We start from the raw sequence: 21,151 nt of genomic DNA on the forward strand, positions 1-21,151 counted from the left end.
GCCCGCCCCTAGCGTCGAAGCGACGGGTGAGCGAGGGAGCGGACGTGACCGACACGCGGACACCGCCGAAGGAGCCGGGTGCGGCGCTGCTGAGCGCCGCCCGGTTCTTCCGGCCCGGCACGCCCGCGCCCGGTCCGCACGGCGTGGCCCTGCCCGGCGGCCGGGCGGCGGACGCCCGCCACCGCGAGGCCTTCTCCCGGTACTCGTACCCGCCGCCGGCCCGGGTGCGCCGTCCGTACGTCCGGGGCGTGCTCCTGGAGATGTACCGGGAGGCGAAGCGGCGGCTCACGGACCCGGTGCTGGCCTGGGCCGATATCCAGAACGACCCGGAGCGCCGCCGCCGTTACCAGCGGGCGCGCGGCAAGGGCGGCCTGGTGCGGGCGAGTTGGGACGAGGCAGTGGAGATCGTCGCCGCCGCGCAGGTGCACACGATCAGGACGTACGGCCCGGACCGCATCGCGGGCTGCTCCCCCGACCCGGCGATGTCGGCGGTGTCGCACGCGGCCGGCGCCCGCTACCACTCACTCATCGGCGCCCCGATGCTCTCCTTGCACGACCGGTACGCCGACCTGCCGGTGGCCTGGCCGCGGGTCTTCGGCGACCGGACGGACGGACCGGAGCCGGGCGACTGGTGGGACGCGGCCTATCTGATGACGTGGGGCTCGAACGTCCCGGTGACCCGCACCCCGGAGGCGCGCCGGATGGCGGAGGCCCGCTACCGCGGCCAGAAGGTCGTGGCCGTCTCCCCCGGTCACGCGGGCAACGCCCGGTTCGCGGACGAGTGGCTGCACCCGCACCCCGGGACGGAGGGCGCGCTGGCCCTCGCGATGGGCCACGTGGTCCTCAAGGAGTTCTTCGTCGACCGCGAGACGCCGTTCTTCGCGGACCACGTACGGAAGTTCACCGACCTGCCGTTCCTGGTGACGCTCACCGAGCGGGCCGGAGCGTACGTGCCCGACAGGTTCCTGCGCGCCGCCGACCTCGGCGAGAACGGCGAGGGCGCCGAGTGGAAGACGGTCGTCCTGGACGCCGCCTCCGGCCGCGCGGTCGTCCCGGACGGCTCCCTCGGCTTCCGCCGGACGGACGCCGGCAGGGTCCGCCGGAACCTCGAACTGGACTCTGTCGACCCTCAGTTGACCTTGTACGGGAGTGCGGTCGCGGCCGGTGTCGAGGTGCTGCTCCCGCGCTTCGACACGGACGGCGGCGCGCACGGGCAGGGCGGCGGGGGCGTCCTGCGGCGCGCGGTGCCGGCGACCCGCCTCGGCGGCGCGGACGGCCCGCTGGTGACGACCGTCCACGACCTCCTGCTCGCCCAGTACGGCGTGTGGCGGCACGGCCTGCCGGGCTGCTGGCCCACCCACTACGCCGACGCCGACGCCCCGGGCACCCCCGCCTGGCAGGAGCGGCACACCTCGGTCCCGGCCGCCAAATGCGTGAAGATCGCCCGGGAGTTCGCCCGGACCGCCGAGCGCTCCCAGGGCCGCTGCGTGATCCTGACGGGCGCCGGCACCAACCACTGGTTCCACTCCGAGACCATCCACCGCGCCTTCCTGGCCCTGCTCCAGCTGACCGGCTGCCAGGGCCGCAACGGCGGCGGCTGGGCGCACTACACGGGCCAGGAGAAGTGCCGCCCGGTGACCGGCAGGCCCCGCCTGGCCTCCGCCGGCGACTGGTCCCGGCCGCCGCACCGGATGACCGGCACCGCCTACTGGTTCCTCCACACCGACCAGTGGCGCCACGACCGGTTCGGCGCCGACGTCCTGGCCTCACCGCTCGGCGAGGGCAGGCTCACCGGGATGACCGGCGCCGACTGCCTGGCGCTGTCGGCCCGTTCGGGCCGGCTGCCGTCGTACCCGACCTTCGACCGCAACCCCCTCGACCTGGGCGGGGCGGCCGGCGATCCGGTGGCCGGGGCGGTCGCCGAACTCAAGGCGGGGACCCTGAAGTTCGCGTACGAGGACCCCGACGCCCCGCAGAACTGGCCGCGCGTCCTGACCCTGTGGCGGGCCGACCTCCTCGGCTCGTCGGCGACGGGCGCCGAGTACGTCACCAGGCACCTCCTCGGCACGCAGTCCTCCCTGCGCGCCGAGGAGGCGGGCCCGGACCGGCGCCCCCGGGACGTGACCTGGCGGGACGAGGCACCCGAGGGCAAGCTCGACCTGCTCCTCTCCCTGGACTTCCGGCAGACCCACTCCACCCTGCTGTCGGACGTCGTGCTGCCCGTCGCCACCTGGTACGAGAAGCACGGCCTCTCGTCCACCGACCCGCATCCCCACGTGCACGCTCCGACCCCGGCCGTGGACCCGCTCTGGCAGGCGCGAACCGACTTCGACGCCTTCAGGGCGCTCGCGGAGCGGCTGAGCGAGCTGGCCGTGCGCCATCTCGGGGTACGCAGGGACCTGGTGGCCGCGCCGCTGGGGCACGACACCCCCGGCGAGCCCGCCCGGCCCGGCGGGGTGGTGCGGGACTGGAAGCGCGGGGAGTGCGAGCCGGTGCCCGGGGAGACCATGCCGAACCTGGTCGTGGTCGAGCGGGACTACCCGGCGATCGGGGCCGAGTTCGCGGCGTTCGGCCCGCTGGTGGAGCAGCTGGGCACTGCCGACGGCCGGCTCACCGGCCGCCGGCACTTCTTCCTCGACCACGACTGGATCCACGAGCTCGGCGAGGCGCTGCCGGTCTACCGGCCGCCGCTGGACATGAACAGCCTGCTCGGCGAGCCACGCCTCGGCCCAGACGGGCAGCGGGAGGTGACGGTCCGTCGTCTCACCCCGCACGACAAGTGGTCGATCCACTCCGCGTCCCCGGACGACCTGTTCATGCTCGCGCTCTCCCGCGGCGGCCGGCACATCTGGATGTCCCCGCAGGACGCGGAAGCGATCGGGGTCGGGGACGGCGACTGGGTCGAGGCGGTCGACCGCGACGGAGTGGTGGCGGCCCGGGCGGCCGTCTCGCACCGGATGCCGGCCGGCACGGTCCACGCGGACCACGCCCAGCCGTCCTGGGCCTTCGACCACCTGGGCCCGACGGACAACCAGCGCGACGAGGTGACGGTGATCCGCCGCCGGGCGCAGGAGGTCGAGTACTGATGCGCCCGATGGCCCAGATCGCGATGGTCATGAACCTCGACAAGTGCATCGGCTGTCACACCTGTTCGGTCGCCTGCAAGCAGGCGTGGACCGACCGGCGGGGCATGGAGCACGTCTGGTTCAACAACGTCGAGACCCGGCCCGGCCCGGGCTATCCGCGCCGCTACGAGGACCAGGAGAGGTGGCGCGGCGGCTGGCAGCTGAACCGGCGGGGCGCACTGAGGCTGAAGGCGGGGGGCCGCCTGCACAAGCTGGCCGGGATCTTCGCCGACCCCGGGCTCCCGGAGATCGAGGACTACTACGAGCCCTGGACGTGCGAGTACCGCGACCTGGCCGGTGCCCCCGCCCCGTACGACCTGGACCCGATGGTCGAACGCGCCCGCCGACGCGCCTCCGAGCAGGTGCGGTTCGCGTACGAACAGACCTTCATGTTCTATCTCCCGCGCATCTGCGAGCACTGTCTCAACCCGTCGTGCGTGACCGCCTGTCCGTCCGGCGCGATGTACAAGCGGGCCGAGGACGGCATCGTGCTGGTCGACCAGGACCGGTGCCGGGGCCGGCGGATGTGCGTGACCGGCTGCCCGTACAAGAAGGTCTACTTCAACCACGCCACCGGCAAGGCCGAGAAGTGCACGCTGTGCCACCCGCGGATCGAGGCCGGTCTGCCCACGGTCTGCTCCGAGACCTGCGTGGGCCGGCTGCGCTACCTCGGGGTGATCCTCTACGACGCCGACCGGGTGACGGCGGCGGCCGAGACCAAGGACGAGAAGGCCCTGTACGAGGCCCAGTTGGGCGTCTTCCTCGACCCCGAGGACCCGGCCGTGCGACAGGCCTGTGCGGCGGCGGGCATCCCGGACGACTGGACGGAAGCGGCCCGCCGCTCCCCCGTCCACGCGCTGATCAGCACATACCGGGTGGCGTTGCCCCTGCACCCGGAGTACCGCACGCTGCCCATGGTCTGGTACATCCCGCCGCTGTCCCCGGTCGTGGACGCGCTCTCCGAGACCGGCCACGACGGCGAGGACGCCGACAACCTGTTCGCGGCGATCGACACCCTGCGCATCCCCCTCGCCTACCTGGCCGAGCTGTTCACGGCCGGTGACACCGCCCCGGTCCGTGCCTGTCTGGAGAAGCTCGCGGCGATGCGCTCCCACATGCGGGCGCTCGACCTGGGCGAGCAGCCGGCCCCGGCGATCGCCGCCGCTGCAGGCATGCGGCCGGAGGAGATCGAGGCGATGTACCGGCTGCTGGCGGTCGCCGAGTACGAGGACCGGTACGTGATCCCGACGGCGGCCGTCGGCGACGCCCGCCGCCTGGAGGAGTCCGCGCTGCCCGACGGATGCAGCCTCGACTTCGACGGCGGCCCCGGCATGGGCGGTGACGGCCCCTTCGGCCGGGACGCGGGGCGGAAACTGCTCCCTGTGGTGTCGGTGCAGAACTTCCACGGTCTGCGCAGACGGCAGACCGCCGACACTCCCGACGAGGCGAAGGAGGACTGATGCCCTCGGACGCGGTGTTCTACCAGGCGGCGGCGCTCTGTCTGACCTACCCGGACGACGACTTCGTCGCCCGGCTGCCGCTGCTGCGCGAAGCCGCCCCGCAACTGCGGGAGTTCACCGACCACGCGACGGTGACCCCACCGCAGGAGCTGGCCGCGCACTACGTGCAGGTCTTCGACTTCGAGAACCGGCACAGCCTCCACCTCAGCTGGTGGCAGGACGGCGACACCTGCCGCCGGGGCATGTCCCTGGTCCGGTTCCAGGACGTCTACAAGGCGTACGGCATGGAGTTCACCGGTGAGGAGCTGCCGGACTTCCTGCCCGCCGTGCTGGAGTTCACGGCCCGCACCGGCAACACCGACCTGCTCACCGGGCACCGCGACTGCCTGGCCCGGCTCCGGTGCCGCCTCACCGAATGCGGCACCCCGTACGCGTCCGTCCTGGACGCGGTCTGCGCCGCCCTGCCGGCCGCACCGACCGGCGCACGCCGATGACCCCCCTTTCCGTCGCCGCGGCGCTCAGCTCCGACGGCGGAATCCGGCGGTGCCTCACCCACCCGTGCCCCTCTCGTCGTCCACGATCTCGGCGTCCACCACCCCCTCCTCCTCGGCTTCGGCCGCCGCCGTACGCTGTTCCCCGGCCGAACCGCCGGCGGCAGCCGCCGCGTACATGGCCTGCCCCATCTGCTGGCTCACGCTCGCCAGTTTCTCCACCCCCTGCCGCAGCTCGGCGGTGTCGGCGTCCCGTTCCAGCAGCGCCTTGAGCTCGGCGACCGCCGCCGCCACGTCGGCCTTCGTGCCGTCCGGCACCCGCTCCTCGTTGTCCCGGACGAACTTCTCGGTCTGGTAGACGAGTTGCTCGGCCTGGTTGCGGGTCTCGGCGGCCTCGCGGCGCTTGCGGTCCTCCTCGGCGTACTGCTCGGCCTCCCGCATCATGCGGTCGATGTCGTCCTTCGGAAGGGCGGAGCCGCCGGTCACGGTCATCTTCTGCTCGCGGCCGGTCGCCAGGTCCTTCGCCGAGACGTGCATGATCCCGTTCGCGTCGATGTCGAAGGCCACCTCGATCTGGGGCACGCCGCGCGGCGCCGGCGGCAGACCGGTGAGGTCGAAGACGCCCAGCTTCTTGTTGTACGCGGCGATCTCCCGCTCACCCTGGTAGACCTGGATCCCCACCGAGGGCTGGTTGTCGGTCGCGGTCGTGAAGATCTCCGAACGCCGCGTCGGGATCGTGGTGTTGCGCTCGATGAGCTTGGTCATGATGCCGCCCTTGGTCTCGATCCCCACGGACAGCGGGGTGACGTCGAGCAGCAGGACGTCCTTCACGTCACCGCGGATGACACCTGCCTGGAGGGCGGCGCCGACCGCGACCACCTCGTCCGGGTTGACGCCCTTGTGCGGGTCCTTGCCGGTGAGTTCGCGGACCAGGTCGGTGACGGCGGGCATCCGGGTCGAGCCGCCGACCAGGATGACGTGGTCGATCGCCGACAGCGGCACGCCCGCGTCCTTGACGGCCTGGTGGAAGGGTTTCTTGCACCGGTCCAGCAGGTCGGCGGTGAGCTCCTGGAACTGGGCCCGGGTCAGCTTCTCCTCCAGGTGCAGCGGTCCCGCGGCGGAGGCGGTGACGTACGGCAGGTTGACCGACGTCTCCGTCGACGACGAGAGCTCGATCTTCGCCTTCTCGGCGCCCTCGCGCAGCCGCTGCACGGCCATCTTGTCGTTGCTCAGGTCGATGCCGTGCTGCCCCTTGAACCGCTGCACGAGATGCTCGACGATCCGCTGGTCCCAGTCGTCGCCGCCCAGTCGCGTGTCGCCGTTGGTGGCCTTGACCTCGATCACCCCGTCGCCGATCTCGAGGAGCGACACGTCGAAGGTCCCGCCCCCGAGGTCGAAGACGAGGACGGTCTGCTCCTCGCCCCGGTCGAGGCCGTAGGCGAGCGCGGCGGCGGTCGGCTCGTTGATGATCCGCAGCACCTTCAGACCGGCGATCTCCCCGGCCTCCTTGGTGGCCTGCCGCTGGGCGTCGTCGAAGTACGCGGGTACGGTGATCACCGCGTCCGTGACGTCCTCGCCGAGGTAGGCCTCGGCGTCCCGCTTGAGTTTCTGCAGCACCCGCGCCGACAGCTCCTGGGCCCGGAACCGGGTGCCGTCGACGCTCCCGTGCTCCGGGAACCGCCAGGCCGTGTCGCCCATGTGCCGTTTGACCGAGCGGGCGGTGCGGTCCACGTTGGTCACCGCCTGCCGCTTGGCGACCTCGCCGACCAGCACCTCGCCGTTCTTCGCGAAGGCCACGACCGACGGGGTGGTGCGCGCCCCCTCGGCGTTGGCGACGACGGTGGGCTCACCGCCCTCCAGCAGGGCCACCACCGAGTTCGTCGTACCGAGGTCGATACCGACCGCACGTGCCATGTCCGTCCCCTCTCCGCCCGGGCGCTTCCCCGACTCCAGCACAAAACTTGAGCAGGCTGTTGTCAATGCCGGGTGCGCCGTAAACGACGCTGCCGCGCCCCTCCGGGAAGAGGGGCGCGGCAGCGCGGCGGGCAGGGCGCTCAGGCGAGCTTCGCGTCCAGGGTGATGGTGGTGCCGGTCAGGGCCTGGCTGACCGGGCAGTTCTTCTTGGCGTCCTCGGCGGCGGCGACGAAGCCGTCCTGGTCCAGACCGGGAACGGTGCCCTCGACGGTCAGGTGGATGCCGGTGATGCCGGTGCCGGGCTGGAAGGTGACGTCGGCGTTGGTGACCAGCTTGGCGGGCGGGGTGCCGGCCCCGGTCAGGGCGTGCGACAGCGCCATGGAGAAGCAGCTGGAGTGGGCGGCGGCGATCAGCTCCTCGGGGCTGGTCCTGCCGTTCGCCTCCTGGGAGCGCGAGGCCCACGTGACGGGCTGCTCGCCGATACCGGAGGAGTCGAAGGTGATGACACCGTTCCCCTCGGTCAGGCTGCCTTCCCAGACGGTGTGTGCGGTGCGCGTGGTGGCCACGGTTGTTCCTTTCGGCGATGAAGGCGAATGAACCGGTTCGCTCGCCCCCATCCGATCACATCCGGGCTCAGCGCACCCGGAAGACAGGTCCCCTTGCACTGAAGGGAAGACGGGCGCCGTCCGGGATCAGATACGCGTGCTCCCGGCGGACCCGCAGGACGTCGCACCAGCCGTCGGTGATCACCAGGACCGGGGCGGTGGGCGGGAAGTCGTCCGCGCGCTGCAGCAGGTCGATGCCCGGCTGCAGGACCGTACCACCGCGGCCGTGCACCCGGACCCGGCCGGCGATCTCGGTGGTCGGGAGATAGCCGGCGTCGTGCGGTGCCGCGTCGCAGAAGACGACGCGCGCGGCCGGTACGTCCCGGGCCTCGGCGTAGGAGGCGATCGCGCCGAGGGCCTTGCCGAGCAGGGTGCGGTCCATGGAGCCGGAGGTGTCCAGGACCACCCCGAAGGTGCAGCGGGCGACCTCCTCGGGCGGGAAGTACCGGCCCGCACGCGGGATGTCCGGGGTGGACGACTGGCGGCGCGAGGGGCGGGCGTAGGACCGTACGGCCTCCGGGCGCGGCACGAACTCGTCGAACCAGCGGGCGAGTCGGGCGTCCCAGGGCAGTGGCGGATGGCTGAGCGCGCGGATCTCCTCGACCAGGCCGCCGGGCAGGAAACCCCGGTCCTGCGTCTGGTGCAGGTCGAGTCCCTGGCACAGGCCCCTGCGGTAGAACTCGTCGAGGTCGACGTATGCGCCGGGCGGCCCGATCGGTGCGCCCAGCACGTCACCGCGCCCCTTGCCGCGCAGCGTGGCCAGCCGCCGCATCCTTCTCAGGTCGCCGGCGATCCGGTCGTACACCTCTTCCGCCGACAGGTCCTTCAACTCCGGGTCGTACAGCAGCCCTTCGGGCATGGTGCCGACGCGCATCTCGACCAGCCAGGCGTTGATGACGTAGTCGCAGGCGATGTTGAAGAGGTAGGGGTCGCGGGCACCGAGGCGGTCGCCGTGGCGGAGGGCGGCGTGCAGCATCTCGTGGGCGAGGACGAACCGCCACTCCTCGTCGTCCATCGTGCGGAGCGGGTTGACGTAGATCTCGCCGGCCTCGGGGTTGACGGCGGCGATCGCGATGTCGTGGGCGCGGGCCAGTTCGGCGTCGGCGACCAGTCTGATGCCGGCCGCGATGCCGCCGAGCAGCGGGTAGGAGGAGACGAACCAGTTCAGCGCCTTCTCCCAGGGGCGCAGCGGGGTCGGCGGACCGGACATGGAGGTGCGGCGGCCGCCGGCCAGGTCCATCGCCCGGGACATGGCGCGGGTCAGTGCGTGCGCGAACCCCGCCTGCCAGTCGGGGACCTGGCCGGCCCACTTGCTCCAGGAGAGCAGGAGCTGGTCGGACTCACCGCCGCTCGTCCCACCGTGCTCGTAGGCGGCCGGGATGCCGCCGGTCCGGCGCCAGCCCGCGGCGAGCCGCTCCTCGTCGCCCTCCGGGTAGGAGGCGGGCAGGTGCTCGGGGGCCTCGCCGACCGGGAAGGTCTGCAGGAAGCGGTTGACGACGGTGCAGCGGGCGGCGAGGTCGTAACGGTCGGGCTGGGTGCGCGGCCCGGTGGCGGCCGGAAGGTGCCCGAACCCGAGATGGATGGTGCAGTGTGCCAACGCCCAGGCCCATTCGGCGGGTTCGGCACGCCGGGTGGGGTGCGCGTGCAGCACGCCGTCCGAGTCGGCACGCACCAGCCCCTCGCGGGGCCCGAGTTCGCACTTCTCGTGCCGGCAGATGGTGAACTCCACCGCCCGCAGGGCGGGGTTGGCCCGCAGCAGCTCGACGCCGGCCGCGAAGTTCTCGGCGGCGGGGTCCTTCTTCTTCGGCTGCTCCTTGCGGGCGGCGGATCGGCTCATCGCCGGGCCTCCACCAGCCGGGGCATGTCCCGGGCCGCCTCGATCAGGAACCAGGCGGGCAGGACCGGGTTGCCGTCGGCGTCGGAGGCGATGACGGTCTGGGCGACCTCGACGGAGATCTCGGCGAGCTGCACCAGCAGCGACTTGGCGCGGTACGCGGTCTGCCGGCCGTTGGCCGACATGTGCTCCTTGTCGGCGGGGAGTTCCTTGACCAGCCGCCCCCGGAACGACTCGGCCAGGTAGTACAGCAGGTCGCGGTCCTCGATCCGGTTCGGCCATCCCGCGTCCCCCTTCAGGATCGCCTCGATCCCGAACCGGCTGCGCACGATCTTGACGTATCCGCAGAAGGCGGTGGCGTGGGCGGGCGTCAGCGTGCCGTGCGCCAGGACCTTCAGCGTCGCCTCGTCCAGCTCGCGCCCGAAGGAGTGCAGGGCGTCGGAGAGCATGTGCCAGGAGCGCGGGGTGGAGAACGGCTCCTCGGTCTTCGGCGGCTTGGACCACAGGTGGTCGGGCCGGTCGGTGAGGTGGTCCAGGATCCACGGGTGGATGCCGTTGCTCGCGGCCCAGGCGAGCCAGTCGTGCGCGGAGGCCTCCAGATGGACGTGGGCCAGCCGGTTGACGAGCGCGGAGGCGATCGGCCGGGCGAGGGCGTTGTCGGTGGCCCGGTTGCCGGCGCCGATGACGATCGAGCCCTTGGGCAGCTCGTAGCTCCCGATGCGCCGGTCGAGGATCAGCGAGTAGAACGCCTTCTGCACGTCGGGGGTGGCCGCGTTCAGCTCGTCCAGGAACAGGCAGTACGGCTCGTCCCGGGCGATCGACTCGGGCGGACAGAAGACGGACCGTCCGTCCCGGATCTGCGGGACACCGATCAGGTCCTCGGGCGCGAGCTGGGTCCCCAGCAGGCTCACGCACTCCAGCCCGAGCGACTCGGCGAACTCCCGCACCAGGGAGGACTTCCCGATCCCGGGCGCCCCCCAGATGAACACGGGCCGCACGGTGGCCAGACCGAGAAGGAGTTCGGGGATGCGGGAGGGGGTGACGGATACGGCTGCCTGCAAGAGGCTGCTCCTTGGGGGATGTTCGAGAGGTTTGCGACTCGAACAGTGTGAGCCGGGGGCTGCAGGAACGCAGCCGATTTATCCGGGGCCAGGCTGAAGCGCCCCCTTGGGGGCGCGGGGCTGTATCGATTTGCGGCTCCGCCGCGTGGGCGCGACCAACCCCCACCCACCCGCACCCGACCGACTACGCGGCCCTCTCCCCCTCCGCAGACAAGGGAACCTGCGGTCCGTCCGCCTCCCGAAGCCACCGCCGCAGCACCCGATGCACGGCCTCGGCCCCCACGAGCTCCTCTCTTTCCCCCACCGGTTCGGAAACGCAGACCGGCGACAGGAGGAACGGCCGCCCCTGCGCGCCTCCCAGCCCTCCGTGCGACCCGATCTGCTCCTCGAAGGCCAGTACTTCGCCGGACTCCGGGTCGTACCACGAGTTGACCATGATGTCGGCGGTGTGCGGAAAGGAGTGCGTCCGCCGTACGGCGTCGGCCGCGCCCGTCCCGAAGACGGCGAGCGGCCCCGCGCAGCCGTCGAGCCGGTCGAGCGGGATCTCCGCGCCGTACGCGCCGAGCACCACCCCGCCGTGCTCCTCGCTGCGGACGAGCAGGAACCCGATGCCGGGATGGTTGGCGAGGGTGGTGAGCAGGGCCGGGTGGCGCGCGTCCAGCTCCTCCTTGGTCATGCGGTGCGGCACGTCCGGGAAGGAGACCAGGCCGAGGTTGCCGGAGGCGAGCACGATCGGCTCGGAGTCCCGGGTCGGCCGGTGCTTCTCGCCGCCCTCCTCGACCGGTCTGCGCAGCGCCGCGCGGACGGCGGCCCGCGCCTCCGTGCCGCTGTGCGTGCGCTCGGCGCGCCGCGGCACGGGCAGTCCGCACCCGGCCCGGACCAGGTCGCCGAGGGTGAGGCCGTAGCGGGTGTGGAAGGTCTCGCCGGGGCTCTGGCCGTGGTCGGAGAGGACGACGATCCGGTACTGCCGGGGGGCGTGCTCGGCGGCCTTCTCGATCAGGGCGAGGGCGCGGTCCAGGCGCTGCAGGACCTTCTCGGCGTCCCGGCTGTGCGGGCCGGAGTGGTGGGCGACCTCGTCGTAGGCGACCAGGTCGGCGTAGACGGCGGTGCGGCCGACGAGCAGGTCGCCCATGACCGCGGCGACGACGACGTCGCGTTCCACGACGGTCGCGAAGGCGCGGACGAAGGGGTAGAGGCCGCCGCGTTTGACGCGCGGGCGCTGCCTGCGGAGACGGGCCGTGGCGGACTGGCCGATCTCGCGGGCGACCTCGGCGAAGAAGGAGAGCGCGGTGCGGACGGCGTTGGCGGGGTCGGAGAAGTACGCGAAGTAGCCGGCGCGGGACCGGTTCTCCCGGCCGCGGCGGCGGGTGGCTATCGACAGGACGAGGGCCTGTTCGTCGGCGCCGCCGCCGAAGAGGTTGCCGCGGCTGGCGCCGTCCAGGGTGAGCAGTCCGCCGTCGGCGGTGCGCTCGATCGCACGGTGCTGGAGTTCGGCGGCGCTGGTCGGCCGGTTGCAGACCATCACCTCCCGGTGCTCCTTCTCGTACCAGCGGAAGGCGGGCACGTCGAAGTTGGAGCCGTGCAGGATGCCGAGCTGGCTGGCGCCGGTCTGGCTGGACCAGTCGGTGCGCCAGGGGGTGAGCCGGTGGGTGGGCCGGCGGCTGGGCTGGTGGGTGGGCTGGTGGGTGGGCCGGTCTTCCGCTGCTCCCAGCCAGCCGGCCACGGTCGGCATCAGCCCCTTGGCGACGGCGGCGGTGAGGACGTCGTGGCCGACTCCGTCGAGCTGGAGGAAGACGGTGCCGGGGGTGGCCGAGCAGGGCGGTCGGGATCTGCGGCGGCGGATGGCGAGGCGGGAGAGCCGGCGGCGGTAGGCGTCGTCGTCGCGGACGGCGAGGGCACCGCCGGTGGCGGAGGCGACGGCGGACATCACGGCGGCCACGATCACGGCGGTCTCCGGGGCGACTTCGCTCTGCCCCGAGGGGTTGATGCGCAGGGCGACCAGGAGGAGGGAGCCGTTGAGGAAGAAGACGAGCAGGCCGAGGACGAGGGCGGGCACGAGCAGCAGCAGCCGGACGAGGAGGGGCCAGACGACGGCCGACAGCACACCGAAGGCGCCGGCGCCGAGGGCCGCGGTCATGGCGATGCGGGTGGCGCTGTCACCGTCGGGGGACTGGAGCTGGAAGTCGGGCAGGATGCCGGCGAGGACCAGCATGGTGACGGTGGAGACCGCCCACACCGTGACGCTCCGTCCGACCTGACTGACGACCCGCCGCCACCGCACGCCCCACCGACCTCACGTCCGCGACCCGCGCCGGCCGCGGGTCTGCCGCCGTCCACACTGTCACACGGCTGTGCGTCGGATGCGTGTGAGCGTCGATCAACGCGGGCGATCAATGCGGGCGATCAATCGGGGCGATCGATGGGGGCGATCAGTGCGGATGGCCACTGCGGGGAGGCGGGGCCCTACCTGCCGTCGTAGCCCGCCGTCGGCATCGACAGGCGGCGGTGGATCATGGCCTTCATCCGGGCGTCGTAGCGGGGTTCCGCGCGGCCCACCGTCTCCACCCGGACCCCGCGTCGCGCGCACTCCGCCATGAAGTCCTCGACCGACGACAGCGCGCTCTCCAGGACCCGTCTGCTCGGGGCGACGAAGACGTCCAGGCCCGGGCGGACGCCCGTCCACAGGGCGGTGTGGTCGGGGCGCAGGCCGCGGACCAGGAGTTCGCGGGCGATGACGTATCCGTGCTCCACGGCCCAGCGCGCGCACATCGCGTGCTGGCTGCGGGAGTCGACCAGGAAGGGGTCGATCTCCAGTTCCTCCAAGGGCGTCAGACTCGCGATCGCGGTCACCCGCACCGGCGCGAGCCCGCTGGAGGCACCCCGCACCTGTCCCATGGCGTCCCCCCTCACCTCCGGGTTTCGCCGCCGACCCTACTCCTGCACGTAGGCTTCGGGGAGTCGCGCGAAGGAGGCAAAGAGGTGCCGGTGGAGATCACCTGGTGGGGTCACGCCACCTGCACGATCGAGGATTCGGGCATACGCCTGCTCACCGATCCTCTGTTCGCGCGCCGGCTCGCGCACCTGCGCCGCCGCCGGGGTGCCCCGCCGCCGCCCGAGGCCCGTCACGCGGACCTCGCGCTCGTCTCCCACCTGCACGCGGACCATCTGCACGTACCCTCGCTCGCCGGGCTCGCCCCGGGCACGCGCCTGCTCGTGCCCCGGGGCGCACCACGGGCGGTCCCCGCGCTCCGCCGGCTCCGTCACCTGCGGATCACCGAGGTGGGCGTCGGCGACGAGATACACGTCGGCCCCCTCGTCGTACGGGCCGTGCCCGCGCGGCACGACGGCCGCCGGCTGCCGGTCGGACCGCACCGCTCCCCCGCCCTCGGATACGTCGTGGAGGGCGCGGCGCGGACGTACTTCGCCGGGGACACCGGGCTGTTCGACGAGATGGCCGAGGCGGTCGGGCCGGTGGACGTGGCCCTGCTGCCGGTCGGCGGGTGGGGACCGCACCTCGGTGAGGGGCATCTGGACGCGGGCCGGGCGGCGCGGGCGCTGGCGCTGCTGTCGCCGCGCAGCGCGGTGCCGGTGCACTACGGGACGTACTGGCCGATCGGCATGGACGCGGTGCGCCCGCACGAATTCCATGCGCCGGGCGAGGAGTTCGTGCGGCTGGCCGCCGAGTACGCGCCGCAGGTGGCGGTGCACCGGCTCGGTCACGGGGAAAGCGTGCGGCTGGAGGTCGCGCGGTGAGACTGCTGGTGGTCATGGCGGCCGCCGCCGGCTCCACGGCGGCGACCTCCACCTCGACCGAGTCCACGCAGCAGGCGATCGGGTATCCGACGCTGTTCCTGCTGGTGCTGATCGGGGCGTTGGTGCCGGTGGTGCCGACGGGGGCGCTGGTGAGCTCGGCGGCGGTGGTGGCGTTCCATCAGACGGCGCCGTTCGCGCTGGCGCTGGTCTTCGTGACGGCGTCGCTGGCGGCGTTCCTGGGGGATGCGGCGCTGTACTGGCTGGGCAGGCGGGGGCTGCGGTCGAAGAACGGGTCGCGGTGGCTGGAGGCGATCCGGGCGCGGGCGCCGGAGGAGCGGCTGGAGCAGGCGCAGGGGAAGTTGGCCGAGCACGGGGTTGCCGTGCTGGTGTTGTCACGGCTGGTGCCGGCCGGGCGCATCCCGGTGATGCTGGCCTGTCTGCTGGCCGACTGGCCGTTGCGGCGGTTCGCGCGGGGGAATGCGCCGGCCTGTCTGGCGTGGGCGGCGACGTATCAGGTGATCGGGATTCTGGGCGGGTCGCTGTTTCCGGAGCCGTGGGAAGGGGTGGTGGCGGCGGTGGGGCTGACGGTGGTCATCAGTGTGGCGCCGAGTGTGTGGCGGCGGGTTCGGGGTAGTGCGGTGCGGGGGTAGCTGCGGGTTGTGGGGGCTGAGCGCGCCCGCGCGGCGGAGCCGCAAATGGACACAGCCCCGCGCCCCCGAGGGGGCGTTCTAGTCGGCGGCGCTACAAAGTGAAGTTCGTTCCATGACCCTCGACCCTCCCACCGGCAGGTCCCACAGGTCCCGCCGCTCCCGTCCCGCCTTCTCCCAAGCCGCCCGTACCCGCGTCAGCGGCTCCAGGACCGGTTCTGCCGAGAGGATGAAGGTCCCCCAGTGCATCGGGGCCATCCGCCGTGCCCCCACGTCCTCCGTCGCCCGGACCGCCTCCTCCGGGTCCAGGTGGACGTCGCTGAGCCACCAGCGGGGGTCGTAGGCGCCGATGGGCATCAGGGCGAGGTCGATACCGGGGTAGCGGCGGCCGATGCGGGAGAACCAGTGGCCGTAGCCCGTGTCGCCGGCGAAGTAGACGCGTCCGCCGTCGGGCGCCGTGAGGACCCAGCCGCCCCAGAGGCTGTGACAGGTGTCGGCGAGGGTGCGCTTGGACCAGTGGTGGGCGGGGACGAAGTCGAAGCGGACCCCGGACAGTACGGCCGCCTCCCACCAGTCCAGCTCGGTGACGGTGGTGAAACGGCGGCGCCGGAACCAGCGGCCGAGCCCGGCCGGCACGAACACCGGGGTGTCGCGCGGGAGACGGCGCAGGGTGGGGGCGTCGAGGTGGTCGTAGTGGTTGTGGCTGATGACGACCGCGTCGATGCGCGGCAGGGTCTCCCAGGGGACGCCGACCGGGGTGACGCGGGCGGGGGTGCCGAGGATGCGGCGGGACCAGACCGGGTCGGTGAGGACGGTCAGGCCGCCGATCCGGAGGACCCAACTGGCGTGTCCCGCCCAGGTGACGGAGAAGGTGCCGGCGTCCGCGCGGGGCAGCGGGCCGGGTTCGAAGGGCAGCCGGCGGACGTCGGCGAGGCCCTCGCGGCCGGGGCGGACGGAGCCCTCGCGGGCGAACCGGGCCATCGCCTTGAGGCCGGGCAGGGGGGCGGTCAGGCGGTCGTGGAAGGTCCGCGGCCAGACCCGGAGTTCGCCCAGCGGGCGGGGTTCGGCGAGCGGCGGGAACGGGGGCGGCGCGGAGGAAGTCGGGGGCGCGGAGGGAGTCGGGGCCGCGGAGGCGGCGGCACGGGCATCGGCTTCATCGGTCGTCGAGACAGGCGTCGTGAGGTCGGGTGTCGTGAGGTCGGGCGTTGTGGTGGCAGTCGTCGTCGCGGACCCTGACTCATGCGTCTGCTGCGTCATCGAGGAGGCTCCCATCGCTGAGCGTCGTCGCGGAGACCGTCGAGTACTGATCTCAAGGACATCAACGCGCGTTGCACGTGTGGCAGTTCCAACGGTGCGGGTGACGTGAGGCATTCCAGGCGTTCCGTGTCGGTGCCGCCCAGCAGCGGCCCGGTGGCGAACCGGACGCGCAGCGCGCCGAGATCGTCGCCGAAGCGGTGGCCGCCGGGTGCGGGCAGGCCGAGCCGGACGGTCAGGTAGTCCTCCAACTCCTGTGCGTCGCCGACCCCGTGGGCGCCGAGCGCGGCGCGCAGCGGTTCCAGGTCGGCGTACAGGTGACGGCCGGCCTGCGGGGGCCGGGCCAGGGCACCGCCGGCGACGACCGCGGTGTGCACGGCCGCGGCCACGCGCGCGTGCAGCCGTACGACGGCCTCCCGGCGGGCGGTGACGGGCTCGGGCTCGTCGAGCGCGTAGCGCGCGGCGACCGCCACCGGTCCTGCGAGGCGGGCACCCAGCGCGGTGAGGATGTCGAGCACGCGCGCGTGCAGGGCGGTACCGGTGGCGCCTTCCGGGAACCGGGCGACGGCGGCGGGCCAGCCGGCCGGCAGCAGGGCACCGGCCAGGTCGGTGACGACGGTGACCCGGTCCGGGAGCATCTCGGCGGGGCTGAGCAGCACGGTGGCGTCCGGGGCGTGCAGGGTGTCGCGCCAGGTCTCGTCGCTGACCAGGTGCAGCCCCGCGCCGGTCGCGGCCTCCACGGTCTCGTGCAGCAGTTCGGGCGGGGCGACGGTGGCGGTGGGGTCGTCGGCGACGGAGAGCACGAGCAGCCGGGGGTCGCCGCCCTCGTCCCGGACCCGGCGCACGGTCTCCAGCAGCGCGTACGGGTCGGGCGCGCCTCCGGACTCGGCCGGGGTGGCCACGTGGAAGACGGGCCGGCCGAGGAGCCTGGCGTACGGCGCCCACCAGGCGGCGCAGGGGCGCGGCACCAGGACGTCGCCGCCGAGCGCGGCGGTGAGCGCCAGCAGCAGGGCGGGGGCGCCGGGGCCCGCGGTCACCCGGTCGGGCGGGGCGGGCAGTCCACGGCGTGCCCAGTAGCCGCGGGCCGCGTCGAGCAGTGCCGGTCCGCCGCCGACGGGCTCCTCCGCGCCGCGGTTCGCGGCGGCGGCCAGTACGGCGGAGAGCTCGGGCAGGACGGGCAGCCCGTCGTCGGGCAGGGGCGGCCCGTAGCGGACGGGTCCGTGGCCCTCGGGCGCCGCCGGCTCGCTCCCCTCCGGGGAGGTGCCGTCCGCCGGTCGGTGGCCCCCGGAATCCGTCCGCCGCATGTCCGCCTCCGCGCAGTCCGTGGTGCCGTGTGCTGTCCGGTCCGGGCCGGTCGGGGCGGTGCCGGGCCCCGTCGTCGGGTCATGCGTACGATGCCGGGGGGTCGCCCGGCGTACCCGGTGGCGGCCCGGTCACCCGTCCGCGCGGGACCTCCCGCTCCACAGCCGGTACGGCCTGCCGCCCCACACCCGGTAGGCGGCGCCGCAGCAGGCGGCCGCGATCAGCATCCCGCCCGCGAACAGCGCCGGTACGGAGGGGCTGTAGGCGCCCCCGTCCCCCGCCTCCACCCCGTGCTGGACCCCCGCCACCGCGCAGGAGCCGTCACCGCCGTGCGCCCCGCCGCCGCACTCCTGCCGGTCGCCGCCACCGCACTCCTGCTGTCCACCGGCGCAGGGCCGCTCGCCGTTCCCGCGAGGGACGTCACCGTCCTCGCCCCGAGAATCCACGGCATGCCCGTCACCGCGGGAGGCCGCGTCGTCATCACCGCGGGAGGCGGCACCGACGTCTCCGCGGGAGGCCGCGTCGTCGTCACCGCGCGGGGCCCCTCCGTCGTCCCCACGGGCTGCGGTGCCCTGGTCGCCGCGCGTGAACATGCCGTCGTCTCCGCGCGAGGCCGCTCCGAAGTCCCCACCGGTGACCGCGTCGTAGTCCCCACCGGTGACCGCGTCGTAGTCCCCACCGGTGACCGCGCCGACGTCCCCGTGCGGGACCGTTCCTCCGTCCCCCTGGGACGCGGCGCCACCGCCGACCTGCGGCAACGCGCCACCGCCGACCTGCGGCATCGCGCCGCCACCGACCTGCGGCATCGCGCCACCACCGCCCTGGAGGGCCGCGCCACCGTCGCCCACGGAAGCCGGGCCGGCGTCGCCCGGAAGGGCCGCGCCACCGTCTCCCACGGAGGCCGGCCCGGCGTCGTCGCGGGTGACCGCCAGGCGCGTGCTCCAGGCCCGCCCCCGCGCTCCGCTCGCCGTCGGGCAGGTCCCGTCCACGCTCCGGGTGCCGTCGGGCCCGGCGTCCGGCGCGCCCCCGGTCACGTCACCCGCCGCCGCGTCCCCCTCCGCGTAACTCGCCGGACCGTCCGCGGAGACGACCTGCGCGGTGCCCCGATAGGAGAGTCCGCCGCCCTGCTCGACCCTGGCCAGCCGCACGGTGCGCCCGGCGAACGCCGACGACGTGGCGTCGATGGCCGAAGGGGCCTGCCCGGCGCCCGGCACGCTCCCGCGTGCGTCGGCCTTCTCGCAGGTCACGGAGACGATGACGGTGGCGCCGGGCCGGGCGCTGCCGGGGCTGACCTCGGCGGCGGGGTCGGCGGCCGCGACGGCCGTACCGGTGGCGCCGAACGCGGCACCCGTCAGGACGGCGACGGACAGGGCGCGAACGGTGCGGCGCATGGGAGGAGCTCCTTGCACGGACGACTCGGAGGCACGGGGCCCGTACCCCCGCAGCCATCACAGCCCGCCCCACGCCCGGCCGCGCGCGGCCGGACCCATTCGCAGGACATGCGCCCTCTTTCGAGTGATACCGAGTCGTCCGGGGCTCCGGTACCGCGGCTCCGGTACCGCGGCCTCAGCTCGCGGAGGCGCCCGGCGCGGCCGCCTCGGCGCAGTTCCGCTCGCGGGCGCCCTCCCGGGTCCGGCCGGCGGCGACGAGACGGCGCGGATGGCGTCGCAGGTACTCGCCCTCCAGCTGGGCCATGCGCTCGTTGTGGGCCCGCAGCGCGTCGTTCGAGCCGTACAGCAGGGTGTCGTGGCGCGTCCGGTGGATGGTCTCCAGCTCCTTCATGAGCTGCTGGTCGTCCAGCCGGCTGGGGTCGACTCCGGTCATGGTGGTACCCCGCTCGTCGTGTGGGTCCCGGCGGTCCGGATTCCTGCCTCCACTGTACGAACATCCGGGCACGCGGGCCTCCCTACGGCGCCGCGCTGCCGCGCCTCCCCACCGCGCCTCCCTACCGCACCCGCTCCACCCGGCGCTCGTCCCACACCGGCTCCGAGGTCTCCCGGACCCGGCCGTCGCTGCCGAAGACCAGGTAGCGGTCGAAGGAGCGGGCGAACCAGCGGTCGTGGGTGACGGCGAGCACCGTGCCGTCGAACGCCTCCAGCCCCTCCTGGAGGGCCTCGGCGGACTCCAGGTCGAGGTTGTCGGTCGGCTCGTCGAGGAGCAGTGCCGTCACGCCCTGCAGCTCCAGCAACAGGATCTGGAAGCGGGCCTGCTGGCCGCCCGACAGCCGATCGAAGTTCTGTTCGGACTGCTGGGTGAGTTCGTAGCGGCGCAGCCGGGACATCGCCGCGCCGCGGTCCTGGGAGTGCTCCGTCCACAGGATGTCCAGCAGCGTGCGGCCCTCCAGCTCGGGGTGGGCGTGGGTCTGCGCGAAGTGCCCGGGCACCACCCGCGCGCCCAGCTTCCACTCCCCCGTGTGCGCCACGTCCTCGCCGGCCAGCAGCCGCAGGAAGTGCGACTTGCCGGAGCCGTTGGAGCCGAGGACGGCGACCCGTTCGCCGTAGAAGACCTCCAGGTCGAAGGGTTTCATCAGGCCGGTGAGTTCGAGCTGTGCGCAGGTGACGGCGCGTACGCCGGTACGGCCGCCCTTGATGCGCATCCTGATGTCCTGCTCGCGCGGCGGCTCGGGCGGCGGTCCGGCCTCCTCGAACTTGCGCAGGCGGGTCTGGGCGGCCGCGTACCGGGACGCCAACTCGTGTGAGATGGCGGCCGCCTGACGGAGACTCAGCACGAGCTTCTTCAACTGGGCGTGCTTCTCGTCCCAGCGGCGGCGCAACTCCTCGAAGCGGGCGAAGCGTTCGCGCCGGGCCTCGTGGTAGGTGGCGAAGCCGCCGCCGTGCACCCAGGCGTCGGCGCCGGTCGGCGAGGGCTCCACGGAGACGATCTTCTCGGCGGAGCGGGCGAGGAGTTCGCGGTCGTGGGAGACGAACAGGACCGTCTTGCGGGTCTCCTTCAGCTGCTGCTCCAGCCAGCGCTTGCCGGGCACGTCGAGGTAGTTGTCCGGCTCGTCGAGCAGCAGCACCTGGTCGGTGCCCCGGAACAGCGCCTCCAGCACCAGCCGCTTCTGCTCACCGCCGGAGAGGGTGCGCACCTGCCGCCACTGGGCCTTCTCGTACGGCACCCCGAGCGCGGCGGTGGTGCACATGTCCCAGAGGGTCTCGTGCTCGTACCCGCGCACCTCGGCCCAGTCGGCGAGGGCCTGCGCGTACCGCAGCTGGGCCGCCTCGTCGTCGACGGTCATGATGGCGTGCTCGGCCCGGTCGACGGTCCGCGCGGCCTCCCGGATCCCGGGCGGTGCGACGGACACCAGCAGGTCGCGCACGGTCGTCTCGTCCCGTACGGAACCCACGAACTGGCGCATCACCCCGAGACCGCCGCTGACGGCCACGGTGCCGCCGTGCGGCTTCAGCTCGCCGGAGATCAGCCGCAGCAGGGTGGTCTTGCCGGCGCCGTTGGGCCCGACGAGGGCGACGGCGGCCCCCTCGCCGACCCGGAAGGAGACATCGCCTAGCAGCGCCCTCCCGTCGGGGAGGTAGTACTCAAGATGCGCGGCTTCCAGATGTCCCATGGTGAGGGATTGTGCGGGGCACCCCCGACCTGGGGCAAACCGTTATCGGGCCGGGTGCGGGCCGGTGGGGGCTGGTCGCGCAGTTCCCCGCGCCCCTTTGGGGCGCGTTGCAGCAGTGCCCCTTCAGGGGCGCGGGGAAC

The 21,151-nt window shown here is 73.5% G+C and carries 16 protein-coding genes; 5 read left to right on the plus strand and 11 right to left on the minus strand.

What is annotated here, in order from left to right:
* Positions 1–44: 44 nt before the first annotated feature.
* From ACFWPQ_RS39170 to narJ, 3 genes are read left to right on the plus strand one after another with little or no spacing between them, the layout of a single operon-like run.
* Positions 45–3,086 carry a molybdopterin-dependent oxidoreductase gene (locus tag ACFWPQ_RS39170; RefSeq protein ID WP_384045974.1) on the plus strand — a complete coding sequence of 1,014 codons (3,042 nt, stop codon included), beginning with the start codon at positions 45–47 and terminating at the stop codon, positions 3,084–3,086.
* Positions 3,086–4,585 carry a nitrate reductase subunit beta gene (locus ACFWPQ_RS39175; RefSeq protein ID WP_384045977.1) on the plus strand — a complete coding sequence of 500 codons (1,500 nt, stop codon included), beginning with the start codon at positions 3,086–3,088 and terminating at the stop codon, positions 4,583–4,585. Before ACFWPQ_RS39170 ends, ACFWPQ_RS39175 begins: the two co-directional genes overlap by 1 nt.
* Positions 4,585–5,079: a nitrate reductase molybdenum cofactor assembly chaperone gene (gene narJ / locus ACFWPQ_RS39180; protein WP_384045979.1), complete on the plus strand. Its 495-nt coding sequence runs from the start codon at positions 4,585–4,587 to the stop codon at positions 5,077–5,079. The genes ACFWPQ_RS39175 and narJ overlap by 1 nt, the downstream gene beginning before the upstream one ends.
* 54 nt (positions 5,080–5,133) lie before the next feature.
* Here narJ and dnaK read toward each other — a convergent pair whose 3' ends face one another.
* The 6 genes from dnaK to ACFWPQ_RS39210 all read right to left on the minus strand — a co-directional run bounded on the left by dnaK (position 5,134) and on the right by ACFWPQ_RS39210 (position 13,385).
* Complete coding sequence (dnaK, locus tag ACFWPQ_RS39185) at positions 5,134–6,990, minus strand: molecular chaperone DnaK (RefSeq protein ID WP_384045982.1); 1,857 nt, start codon at positions 6,988–6,990, stop codon at positions 5,134–5,136.
* Between the two features lie 140 nt (positions 6,991–7,130).
* Positions 7,131–7,556 carry an OsmC family protein gene (locus tag ACFWPQ_RS39190; protein WP_189266630.1) on the minus strand — a complete coding sequence of 142 codons (426 nt, stop codon included), beginning with the start codon at positions 7,554–7,556 and terminating at the stop codon, positions 7,131–7,133.
* A gap of 67 nt (positions 7,557–7,623) precedes the next feature.
* Positions 7,624–9,432, minus strand: coding sequence for a hypothetical protein (locus ACFWPQ_RS39195; RefSeq protein WP_384045986.1), 1,809 nt, complete (start codon positions 9,430–9,432; stop codon positions 7,624–7,626).
* A complete protein-coding gene (locus ACFWPQ_RS39200; RefSeq protein WP_384045989.1) occupies positions 9,429–10,490 on the minus strand; it encodes an ATP-binding protein in 1,062 nt (353 codons plus the stop codon). Before ACFWPQ_RS39200 ends, ACFWPQ_RS39195 begins: the two co-directional genes overlap by 4 nt.
* A 184-nt stretch (positions 10,491–10,674) precedes the next feature.
* Positions 10,675–12,726, minus strand: a complete 2,052-nt coding sequence (locus tag ACFWPQ_RS39205) for an alkaline phosphatase family protein (protein WP_384045993.1) — start codon at positions 12,724–12,726, stop codon at positions 10,675–10,677.
* 227 nt (positions 12,727–12,953) lie between these two features.
* Complete coding sequence (locus ACFWPQ_RS39210) at positions 12,954–13,385, minus strand: hypothetical protein (RefSeq protein ID WP_361295389.1); 432 nt, start codon at positions 13,383–13,385, stop codon at positions 12,954–12,956.
* Positions 13,386–13,469: 84 nt separating this feature from the next.
* Here ACFWPQ_RS39210 and ACFWPQ_RS39215 point away from each other — a divergent pair, with 84 nt between their 5' ends.
* The gene (locus tag ACFWPQ_RS39215; protein WP_361295392.1) at positions 13,470–14,243 is read left to right on the plus strand and encodes an MBL fold metallo-hydrolase; all 774 of its coding nucleotides are present in this window, start codon (positions 13,470–13,472) and stop codon (positions 14,241–14,243) included.
* A 14-nt stretch (positions 14,244–14,257) separates the two neighbouring features.
* Positions 14,258–14,893: a DedA family protein gene (locus ACFWPQ_RS39220; RefSeq protein WP_384046020.1), complete on the plus strand. Its 636-nt coding sequence runs from the start codon at positions 14,258–14,260 to the stop codon at positions 14,891–14,893.
* A gap of 78 nt (positions 14,894–14,971) precedes the next feature.
* On the opposite strand, the gene ACFWPQ_RS39225 is transcribed toward ACFWPQ_RS39220, so the two are convergent.
* The 5 genes from ACFWPQ_RS39225 to ACFWPQ_RS39245 form a co-directional block, all read right to left on the minus strand.
* Positions 14,972–16,147, minus strand: coding sequence for an MBL fold metallo-hydrolase (locus ACFWPQ_RS39225; RefSeq protein WP_384045998.1), 1,176 nt, complete (start codon positions 16,145–16,147; stop codon positions 14,972–14,974).
* Positions 16,144–17,448: an aminotransferase class I/II-fold pyridoxal phosphate-dependent enzyme gene (locus tag ACFWPQ_RS39230; protein WP_384046001.1), complete on the minus strand. Its 1,305-nt coding sequence runs from the start codon at positions 17,446–17,448 to the stop codon at positions 16,144–16,146. Before ACFWPQ_RS39230 ends, ACFWPQ_RS39225 begins: the two co-directional genes overlap by 4 nt.
* 129 nt (positions 17,449–17,577) lie before the next feature.
* Positions 17,578–18,837, minus strand: coding sequence for a hypothetical protein (locus ACFWPQ_RS39235; RefSeq protein WP_384046004.1), 1,260 nt, complete (start codon positions 18,835–18,837; stop codon positions 17,578–17,580).
* Positions 18,838–19,012: 175 nt separating this feature from the next.
* Positions 19,013–19,270 carry a DUF6158 family protein gene (locus tag ACFWPQ_RS39240; protein ID WP_217547840.1) on the minus strand — a complete coding sequence of 86 codons (258 nt, stop codon included), beginning with the start codon at positions 19,268–19,270 and terminating at the stop codon, positions 19,013–19,015.
* A gap of 121 nt (positions 19,271–19,391) precedes the next feature.
* A complete protein-coding gene (locus tag ACFWPQ_RS39245) occupies positions 19,392–21,011 on the minus strand; it encodes an ABC-F family ATP-binding cassette domain-containing protein (RefSeq protein ID WP_384046008.1) in 1,620 nt (539 codons plus the stop codon).
* Positions 21,012–21,151 lie beyond the last annotated feature (140 nt).

The sequence above is a fragment of the Streptomyces sp. NPDC058464 genome (assembly GCF_042721035.1).
GTDB lineage: Bacteria > Actinomycetota > Actinomycetes > Streptomycetales > Streptomycetaceae > Streptomyces.